8 protein-coding genes, 1 tRNA gene, 1 rRNA gene and 1 pseudogene are annotated in these 10,258 nt (G+C 24.3%); 9 read left to right on the forward strand and 2 right to left on the reverse strand.

Going from position 1 to position 10,258, the window contains the following annotated elements; genetic code table 4:
- Positions 1-309: 309 nt before the first annotated feature.
- The 4 genes and pseudogenes from T405_RS03070 to T405_RS03085 all read left to right on the forward strand — a co-directional run.
- Positions 310-672 (forward strand): annotated as a pseudogene (locus tag T405_RS03070) (putative cysteine peptidase); the annotation flags it as partial.
- Complete coding sequence (locus T405_RS03075; RefSeq protein WP_036431067.1) at positions 672-1,244, forward strand: hypothetical protein; 573 nt, start codon at positions 672-674, stop codon at positions 1,242-1,244. The pseudogene T405_RS03070 and the gene T405_RS03075, both read left to right, overlap by 1 nt.
- A 91-nt stretch (positions 1,245-1,335) precedes the next feature.
- Positions 1,336-3,900, forward strand: coding sequence for a DNA topoisomerase IV subunit A (locus T405_RS03080; protein ID WP_036431070.1), 2,565 nt, complete (start codon positions 1,336-1,338; stop codon positions 3,898-3,900).
- Positions 3,901-4,020: 120 nt separating this feature from the next.
- Entirely contained in the window at positions 4,021-4,560 is a 540-nt protein-coding gene (locus T405_RS03085; protein ID WP_036431074.1) for an NADPH-dependent FMN reductase, read from the forward strand.
- A 53-nt stretch (positions 4,561-4,613) separates the two neighbouring features.
- Here the strand turns inward: T405_RS03085 and T405_RS03090 are convergent, their stop codons facing one another.
- Positions 4,614-5,384 (reverse strand): hypothetical protein, encoded by a 771-nt coding sequence (locus T405_RS03090; protein WP_036431077.1) that lies wholly within the window; start codon positions 5,382-5,384, stop codon positions 4,614-4,616.
- 384 nt (positions 5,385-5,768) lie between these two features.
- Here T405_RS03090 and rrf point away from each other — a divergent pair.
- Positions 5,769-5,874 (forward strand): 5S ribosomal RNA (gene rrf / locus T405_RS03095).
- 77 nt (positions 5,875-5,951) lie between these two features.
- A tRNA-Gly gene (locus T405_RS03100) sits at positions 5,952-6,025 on the forward strand.
- Positions 6,026-6,147: 122 nt separating this feature from the next.
- Here T405_RS03100 and gap read toward each other — a convergent pair.
- Positions 6,148-7,143, reverse strand: a complete 996-nt coding sequence (gene gap, locus T405_RS03105) for a type I glyceraldehyde-3-phosphate dehydrogenase (protein WP_036431079.1) — start codon at positions 7,141-7,143, stop codon at positions 6,148-6,150.
- A gap of 188 nt (positions 7,144-7,331) precedes the next feature.
- Here gap and T405_RS03110 point away from each other — a divergent pair, with 188 nt between their 5' ends.
- From T405_RS03110 to T405_RS03120, 3 genes are read left to right on the forward strand one after another with little or no spacing between them, the layout of a single operon-like run.
- The gene (locus T405_RS03110; protein WP_036431082.1) at positions 7,332-8,138 is read left to right on the forward strand and encodes an energy-coupling factor transporter ATPase; all 807 of its coding nucleotides are present in this window, start codon (positions 7,332-7,334) and stop codon (positions 8,136-8,138) included.
- A complete protein-coding gene (locus T405_RS03115; RefSeq protein ID WP_036431084.1) occupies positions 8,123-9,034 on the forward strand; it encodes an energy-coupling factor transporter ATPase in 912 nt (303 codons plus the stop codon). Before T405_RS03110 ends, T405_RS03115 begins: the two co-directional genes overlap by 16 nt.
- Positions 9,034-10,077 (forward strand): energy-coupling factor transporter transmembrane component T family protein, encoded by a 1,044-nt coding sequence (locus tag T405_RS03120; RefSeq protein ID WP_036431087.1) that lies wholly within the window; start codon positions 9,034-9,036, stop codon positions 10,075-10,077. Before T405_RS03115 ends, T405_RS03120 begins: the two co-directional genes overlap by 1 nt.
- The last annotated feature ends 181 nt before the right edge of the window (positions 10,078-10,258 follow it).

A 10,258-nucleotide genomic window follows, 5' to 3' on the forward strand; every position in this document is an offset into this window, starting at 1 on the left:
CAGCATTTGGATTTTTATCTAAAAGTTTTTGTAGATTTCCTAAACTAAATAATCTTGTGGGATTTGTTCCATAACCATTACCATATCCAACGTATTTATAAACAACGCCTTTCTTTGTTCCTCATACATTAAACAAAACTAAATTATTACTCTTTTCCTTCATATTAATATTATAACATAATTGTAAATAAATGTAAATATAAAATTAAAAAAATTTTTGAAATACACTATATATTTATATATAAATATATAGTGAGAGTTAAAATTTAGAGTATTTTGTTTGTTTTTTTATACACAAGTGGGAAACACGGGCTAAAAAATAACATAAATAAGTGGAAGTTAGACGGAAAATATGGTGGTTATTATAAAGCATGAGAATATGTTAAAAAAGGTATACCTAGTGTTTTAACTACCGCTTTAGGCGATGGATACGGACACTCTTATTTAGTTTATGGATATGATGATAATTCTGATATGTTTTTAGTTTCAGAATGTTTTCCAAACAAGTCATATACTACAACTTTGTATTCTTATTGAAACTTTGCTTGAGGTTCACATTTCTTTACAATAGAATCTACTAAAGAAAATAAAAGTTTAAAAAAATTGTTTAGTTATAAAAATAAATTATATGACGGCAAGGAAATAACCAAAATAGTAGAAGAGGTAAAATAATGAAAAAAATAGGAATCACTACTTTTGTTGCTTTATTTCTAATAATTATCTCGTTTGCTATTTTTATGCCATTGTATGTTTTTGTTTTTTTTCCAAACGAAAAACCTATATTTTTCCAATTCATAAGATATAAACCAAGAATTTATGGATTTACTGCTTTATCAACTTTTTTAGTAAATTTTTTTAGTATTGTTTTATCTAGTACAGGAGTGTATATAATTGGTTTTCTATATTTATGAATAATAAATAGAAATAAGTTTTTTCACTCTTTGTTTCCTATTTTCTTTTTAGCAAAACTAAAAACAAGAAAATTTAATATAAATAATAAAAGTAAAAAAATTTTAATTTATATAGTTAAACTTTTTTTCATTTCTTTTTGAATAGTATTTTTAGGAAATGATAGTTTTTGAATGGTGTCAAAATATAATACCTACAACACACCAAGCACTCTATATTGATACATTGTTTTAACTTTAATTAATTTAATTAATTTTAATATATTCTTTCTGTATTTATTATTTATTCAAAATAAAACATTTAACTTAAAAAAGTTAAAAAGAAAAACAAAATAAAATGATAACTACTATAAAATGTTTGAATATTCTATTTTTTCATTTTATGAGTTTATTATTATAATTAATATATTAATAATCAGGAGATTATATGGATAAAAATTTTGAAAATCAAAGAATGATAGAAAAAATAATAAACGAATCATTAGATAAAATAATGTCAGAAAGATTTGGAAGGTATGCTAAATATGTAATTCAACAAAGAGCCCTCCCAGATATCAGAGATGGTCTAAAACCAGTTCAACGAAGAATTCTTTATTCTATGTATGACTTAGGTTTAGAATATGATAAACCATATAAAAAATCAGCAAGAGTAGTTGGTGATGTTATCGGTAAATATCATCCACATGGAGATAGTTCTGTTTATGAAGCAATGGTAAATTTAAGTCAATGATGAAAATCTAATATTCCTTTATTAGATATGCACGGTAATATTGGTTCATTAGATAATGATCCAGCAGCTGCTATGAGGTATACAGAAGTAAGAATGTCAAGAGTTTGTCAGTATATTCTTAGTGAGTTAAAGAAAAACACTGTAGTTTTTGTTCCAAACTTTGATGACAGTGAAAAAGAACCAACTGTATTACCTTCTATTTTTCCTACTTTATTAGTGAATGGTGCAATGGGTATTGCAGTTGGTATTGCAACTGACTTGCCTCCGCACAACTTAGGTGAAATCATAGATGGAACTATTGCTAAAATAAAAAAACCAAATTTGAGTAATACTGAGTTAAATAAATATATTAAAGGTCCTGATTTTCCTACCGGCGGAATAATTAAAGGGACAAAAGGAATTATAGAAGCATTTGAATTTGGAAATAATTCAAAAGAAAGAATTCATTTATATAGTAAATGCTTTTTATATACTAAAGGTAATCAAAAATTTATTGAAATTACTGAAATACCCTATGGGATTAGTAAGTCATCTTTAGTATATGAAATTGACCTATTAATTAATGAAGGTAAATTAGATGGTGTTTTAGAAATAAAAGACCAATCAGATCGAAATGGTATCAAGATTGTAATAACAATGAATAATTCTGTAAATGAAAACAGTATATTATCATATTTATATCAAAAAACTAAATTAAAAATTACTTATTCATATAACAATACTGTTATAAAAAACAATCAACCTAAACTTTTGAATTTAAATCAAATGATTTCAAGTTATGTAGAACATGTGAGAGATATAAAAACTAAAACTATTATTTTTGATTTGGAAAAAAATAAATTACGTTTAGAAATAGTTTTAGGATTTATTAAGGTGTCTGAAATAACAGATGAAGTAATTAGAATTATTAGGCAATCAACAGAATCTAAAGCGGGTGTTATTAGAGACTTAATGAAGCACTTTGATTTTAGTCAAATTCAATCAACTGCTATTGCTGAATTAAGATTATACCGTTTAAGCAAAACAGATAAAGAAGCATATTTAAAAGAAAAAGAAGAATTAGAAAAAGAAATCCAAAGATTAGAAGAATTATTAATCAATCCAAATAAATTTAATCAATATATTATTAATCAACTTGAGGAAATTAAAAAATTATTCGGCAGTCCAAGAAAAACACTAATTGAAGAAACTGAATTTGAATTTAATCATAAGGAAACAGATTTAATTAAAGAAGAAGAAGTTTATATTTCATTTACTAAAAATGGTTATATCAAAAGATTTAATGAAAAAACTTTTGAATCTAATAATTTAACTAACTATCATTTTAAAGAAGGTGATGAACTATTAGGTATAGCAAAAATGAATACTATGAATTACTTATTAGTGTTTACTTCTTTTGGTAATTATTCAATTATTCCGGTTCATAAATTAACAGAAAATAGATGAAAAGATTTAGGTACATATTATAAAGACTTATATGATTTCAAAAGTGAAGAAAAAATCATTTCTTTTATCGAAATTAAGGATTTTAATAAAGATTTATTTATAGTAATTGGTACTAAAAATGGTTATTTTAAACGTATTAAATTAGCTGACTTATGAGTTCAAAGGTTAAATAAATCATATTCATTTATGCAATTAACAGATAATGATATTGTAATTGGTGTTTATTTGTCTAATAATCAAAATAATATTGTTATATTAACAGAACAAGGACTTATAACTAATTATTCAGAATTAGATATTAATTTATATGGAACTAAGGCAAAAGGAATCAAAGGAATATATTTATCGTTAAATGATAAAGTTAAATCATTTACAATTAATTCGAAAAATAAAGACCTTTTATTTATATGTGATAATAAACAAATAATTAAAGTAAAACAATCTAAAATACCCCAAATAGCAAAGAATATTAAAGGTAAAAAAATAAATGAGTTAAAAGAATATAAAGTCATTTCTGATTTATATACTTTAAACAAAAATAATTCTTATTTCATATACAATAATGAAATTAATCTTAATAATAATTTATATGATTTAATTACAAAAGAAGAAAAATTATCATATACAAAAATAAAATCAATTTCATTCAATAAAATCCAAAAAGAATTTGAATTAAATCCATTAACTGATTTTGATGTAAAAACTATAAAAGAACATAATAAATACTTTGAAGATGTGCAAGCTAATTTGAAAGAAAAAGATGACAATGTAGATGAATTATTAAAAAAACTTGACAAATTACTGGGTAAAAATTAAATAATTAGTTTTATTGAACTAATAATTTTTACTAAAAAATAAAAGAGATTGTTTTAAAATATAAAAAGAAAGTTTGGTTTATGAAAAATTAAATCAAATAAATATTCATAAAGGAGAAAAATGAAAAAAATATTATTTATTGTTGGTTCACTAAGACAAAACTCATTTAATAAACAATTATCTGAATTTGTTGCTAAAGAACTAAAAGGAAAAGCAGAAGTGTCATATTTAGATTATAGTAAACTTCCATTAATGAATCAGGATATTGAAAGAGATGACTTACAAGTTATTCAAGAAATCAGAAAACAAATTAAAGAAGCAGATTTATTATGAGTATTTAGTCCTATTTATAACAAAAATATGCCAGGTGGTTTAAAAAACTTATTTGATTGATTAAGTAGATCTCTTGATAAAAACAACCCTAAAGGAGAATCTGCTATTCATAATAAAAAAGTCACTGTTTCTTCTGTTGGTGCTGGTGGGTTTGATTATTTATTTAATAGTTTTAAAGAATTATTAAAATTCATTAGAACAAATGTTGTTGGTGAATTTAGTGATATACCAATAAACCCAGAAGCTTGAAATACAGGAAATATAACTTTAAGTCCTGAAAGTATTCACAAAATAGAAAAACAAATTAGTGCAGTTTTAGAAAATTAAATATGAATAATATCTAAGGATATAAATTAAAAAAAAGATTAGTTGTTTATTAACTAATCTTTTTTAACTGTAATTTCATAATTTATTGTTTCTTCTGAAATAACAAGTTTTTCATCTGTTTTATCATTTGGATTTCTTCAGTAATAAACTAACTTAACAGGGATTGTTAAAACATTAGAAGAACTACTATATGTAGCAGATAAATTACCATTAGGCTTTGGTGATGAACCAATAACTTTTGATGGTTCTTTAACATTCGATAAAAATACATTTAATGCACTTAGTAAGTCCGATTTAACATCAAATATAAATTCCTTATCTGCTTTATATGTATCAGATAGTTGAAAGTTTTTATAATCAAAATTTAAGAACACAGTATTTGATTTTACTAATTTGGCGTTTAGTTTACTTTTATATGATTCGTTAGAAAAATCAAATTTAACTAAATCATTACCATATGCTTTGACTAAAGCAAATTTAATTTGAACATCATCTGAATTCATAACTTCTTGTTTTAAGTTATTTAAGAATTCTTTTTTTAATTCATTTGTATTAGCGTTTTGAAATGCAGTTTTTAAATTTTGTTTTGTTGATTCATTTGTTAACAAATTAACAACAGATTCAAACGCAGAAATATTAAGTTCTGTTTGAATTGAAGTTGATAGTGTTGATGATTCAACATTATTGTCTGCAGTTACTGTTCCAGATACTTCTACTGTTGTTTTTGATTTTTTAGGTTCTGTTTGTTTGCAAGCAATAGTAGATATAGGTAAAAGTGATGCAAAACCTATCATAAATAAATATTTAATTTTGTTTAATTTCATAAAAATTATTCCTTTTTTAAAGTTTAAATTCAATACTAAATAAATTTAGTATTGTTTCTAATGATACCATTAAATAAGTTAAAATAAAACTGTTTTTTTTAAATTAATGAATTTATGTTTGAAGGATTTATTAATAAAAAGCATTGTTTAATAATACTAAAAACTAAAATATTATATTTTAAACCAAAAAGTTTCATTAATGAATGAAAATATAGGTTCTAAATCAAATAGAAAACCTTTTAGGTGTATTAAATTATTTGAATCTAAAAAATAAATTTCTTGATTATTTAGAAATCATTTTCTTTATTAATTTCATTAATATTAATAATAATGAAAAAATATTTAAAAATTATTTTGAATTATTTAAATTTAGTGTATTATATTATCAGTGCCAATAGCAAGAGGGATCACCTGATACCATTCCGAACTCAGTAGTTAAGCCTCTTTACGCCGACGATAGCCTAAAGGTGAAAATAGGAAGGTGCTTTTTTTATAAGTTAAATAAAAAAATAAAATATTTTGTTATTTTTTAAAAACTATGTTATAATAATAAAGCAAAAAACAAGTGCGAGTATAGTTTAATGGCAGAACTTCAGCCTTCCAAGCTGACTATGAGGGTTCGATTCCCTTTACTCGCTCCATTTCATTTTATATGACCAAAAACAAGTAATTGCTTGTTTTTTATTTTTACTTTATTTCTCTGCTTTAATAATATAAGTGATCAAAAAATACAATCATTACTGATTGTATTTTTAATTAATTATTATAAGTTAGCAAAGTAAACTACTGTTCTAACTAATTGAGAAACGTATGACATTTCATTGTCATATCATGAGAACAATTTATATAAGTTTCCATCTGCTGTTGGTTTAACAGAAGTTAAAGCAGAATCGAAGATAGAACCATATGTAGAGTTAATAATATCTGAAGAAACGATTTCTTCTGTTTCATATTTCATTGTTTCATTTGCTGCTTTTTGCATTGCTGCATTTAATTCTTCAACTGTTGGTTGTTTTTTTAAGAATACAGTTAAATCAACTAAAGAACCTGTTAAAACTGGAACTCTAACTGCAACACCATCTAATTTTCCTGATGCTTGAGGAACAACTAGACCGATTGCTTTTGCTGCACCTGTTGATGTTGGAACCATATTTGAAGCTGCTGCACGTGCTCTACGTAAATCTTTATGTGGAGCATCTTGTAATCTTTGGTCTCCTGTGTAAGCATGAATTGTTGTCATGTATCCTGATTTTAAACCAAAATTATCAACTAATACTTTTACCATTGGAGCTAATGAGTTTGTTGTACATGATGCTGCTGAAATTAAAACATCTTCTTTTGTTAAAACATCGTGGTTTACATTGTAAACGATTGTTTTAACATCTTTGTCTGACGGAGCAGAAACAACAACTTTTTTAGCTCCTGCTTTTAAGTGTTTTTCAGCACCTTCTCTTTTTGTAAAGAATCCTGTTGATTCAACAACTAAGTCAATTCCTAATTGACCTCATGGTAAGTTTTCTGGATCTCTTTCTGCAAAAACTTTGATTTCTTTTCCATTTACTACAATGGCACCATCTTTTGCTGATACTTCTGCTTTTAATTGACCAAAAGCAGTATCGAATTTTAATAAATGAGCTAATGTTTTAGCATCTGTTAAGTCATTTACTGCTACAACTTCTAAATTTGAATTTGATTCAAATAATCTACGGAAGAATAATCTACCAATTCTTCCAAAACCATTTATTGCTACTTTTTTCATTTAATACCTTTCTGATTTAATATATATTATTTAATATAGCTTTTATATTATAAACTTTTTATTTTTTTAATAAATTATAATTTTTTTAATAATTACAAAACTTGGAAACATTTCTAATTTGAAATGTAATTCTTTATTATAAATTAAATGTAATTAAAATTCAATTTTTAATTTAAAATTATATTATTATGATTGAAGTTAAGAATATTGTTTTTAGTTATAAACCAGGAACACAAAAACCAGCTTTAAATAATGTGAGTTTTACAATAAAAAAAGGAGAATATGTTGCTATTTTAGGACATAATGGTAGTGGTAAAAGCACATTATCTAAGGTATTAGTTGGTTTATTGAAACCACAAGAAGGTTCTATTTTTATTGATAATATAGAATATCACAGAAGTACTTTATTAGAAATTAGAAAAAAAATAGGGATAATATTTCAAAATCCAGATAATCAATTTATCGGTTCATCAGTTGAAGATGATATAGCATTTGGTTTAGAAAACAGAAAAATACCTAGTAATTTAATGAAAGATATTATCTTGAAATGTGCAACTAGAGTAGGAATGGAAAAACACCTTGAAAGAGAACCTGAAAGTTTATCAGGAGGACAAAAACAAAGGGTTGCCATAGCTTCAATACTAGCATTAAATCCTGATGTTATTATATTTGATGAAGTTACATCAATGTTAGATCCAAAAGGTAAAAATGATATTCTTAATTTAATTAAAGAAATTAGAGATAATAGAGAAAAAACACTAATATCAATTACACATAATATGGATGAAGCAATACTTGCTGATAAATGTTTGGTATTTTCTAATGGACAATTAATTGCAGATGGTTCACCACAAGAAATTTTAAACAACAAAGAAATAATCGAATTAGCAAAAATAGATTCACCTTTTATATACAAATTAAGCGAAAATTTAAAAGGAATAAATCCAACATACAATGAACAGGAGTTAATTGATCAAATATGCAAATTAAAATAAATCATATCGGTCATATTTTTAATAGAAAAACACCTTGAGAATTTCATGGACTAAAAGATGTAAATTTAGAAATATCTGAAAATGAATATATAGGAATCATAGGTTCTACAGGTTCTGGTAAAACTACATTAATAGAACATTTAAATGTTCTATTAAATCCTACTTTTGGTTCAATCGAATGAATTTTCAATGCAGATATTTATAATAAGAAAACTAAAAAAATAGAGAATACTAATCTTCATATTACAAATGATTCTAAAAATTCTAAGAAGTTAAAGAATATTATTGATATAAGAAAAAAAATTGGGGTTGTCTTTCAATTTGCTGAATATCAATTGTTTAAAAATACAATAAGAGAAGATATTGCTTTTGGTCCTATTGCTTTTGGTATGGATAAAGAAAAAGCATACCAAAAAGCTTCCGAAGTAATTAAAATGGTTGGTTTAAGTGAAGAATATTTAGAAAGAAGTCCATTTGAACTTTCAGGTGGACAAAAAAGAAGAGTAGCAATAGCTGGTATTTTAGCTATGGACCCTGAAATAATGATTTTTGACGAACCAACTGCAGGTTTAGATCCTGTTGGTGTAAAAGAAGTGTTAGATATATTAACTAACTTACATAAAAATGGAAAAACTATCATTAATGTAACTCATGATTTAGATCATGTTCTCGAAAGAGCACAAAAAGTTATTATTCTCAAAGAAGGTTCACTTGTTGCAAGTGGTAAACCTTATGAATTATTGAGTGATATTAATTTACTTGTTCAAAATCATTTACAACCACCTAAATTATTAGAATTTGTTGATAAATTAAGAAAACTTAATATTAATGTACCTGAAGTTAAATCAATGCAAGAACTCATTGATTACTTAAATTCTTTAAAAGGAGGTAATTAATGAAAAGTATTTTTGGTCGTTTTATACCAGGTAAGGGTTTTTTATATAATTTTGATCCTAGATTAAAAGTATTATTAACTATTTTATATATCATCTTATTATTTTTATCAAGTAGTTTTATAGATTTACTTATCATCTTGTTTCCGTTAGTTATCTTATATATTATTTCTACTAAAAAAATTAGACCTTTAATTAAGTTATTAAAATTACCAATTTTTGTTTCTTTTGTTATATTAATAGTTAATTTATACATTGTAAATAGTCAAGTTATTTACAATGATAATTACCATAAAGAATTATTTTGATCTTTTTATACTAATACTAATAAAGAAGTAAAGGATGTTAATGGAAATCCATTAACATGAAGTGAATTTTATGCAAATACTAACTATGATTTTTCTTCTTTAGTTCAAAAGTATGGAAATAATGCATATTTACAATATGGATTTTCTCTTAATTCTGTGAATAGGTCAATTAACTTATTCTTTAGAATTTATATAATGGTTTTAACTACATCATTATTAACAAATACTACGAGACCTATATTATTAAATAAAGCAATTGAAGATTTAATGTGACCATTAAAATTCCTATTTATTCCAACCCATATTATTGCAACAATTATTTCAATTGCTTTAAGATTTATACCTACCTTAGTAGATGAAGCTCAAAGAATAATGAAAGCACAATCATCACGTGGGGTTGATTTTAAACATGGTACACTTAAGAAAAAAATTATTGCATTTACTACCTTAATTATTCCTTTATTTGTTTCTTCCTTTCAAAAAGCTGATGATTTAGCTAATTCAATGGAAACCAGAGGGTATGATCCTTATGAAAAAAGAACTAAATATAGACAAATTAAACCTACTTGAAAAGATTTTATTGGATTGCTTATCTTTTTATCAATTGCTTCAATAATAACATTAAATACTATTTACTTTAGAAACATTGATAAGAATATTGAATATAGTTTAAATACATATTCTATAGGTTTATATAAACTTCCTGAAGTATTTTGAATTCTGAGGGTTGTAGGATAATTAAAAGACACAGAAAATGATTCTGTGTCTTTTTGATTATTTATAAGGTCACTATTATGTTATACAAATATTATACAAACATTTTTTGTAATAATGCTTCTTTAATTTGTTTGAGTTTGTTGAGTTTGGAATTGTAAAGATTGATTAGGGTATCAATATTACTAAAAAAATCTCCGATTTT

This window comes from Mycoplasmopsis felis ATCC 23391, from assembly GCF_000701865.1.
GTDB classification, from domain to species: domain Bacteria; phylum Bacillota_I; class Bacilli_A; order Mycoplasmatales; family Metamycoplasmataceae; genus Mycoplasmopsis; species Mycoplasmopsis felis.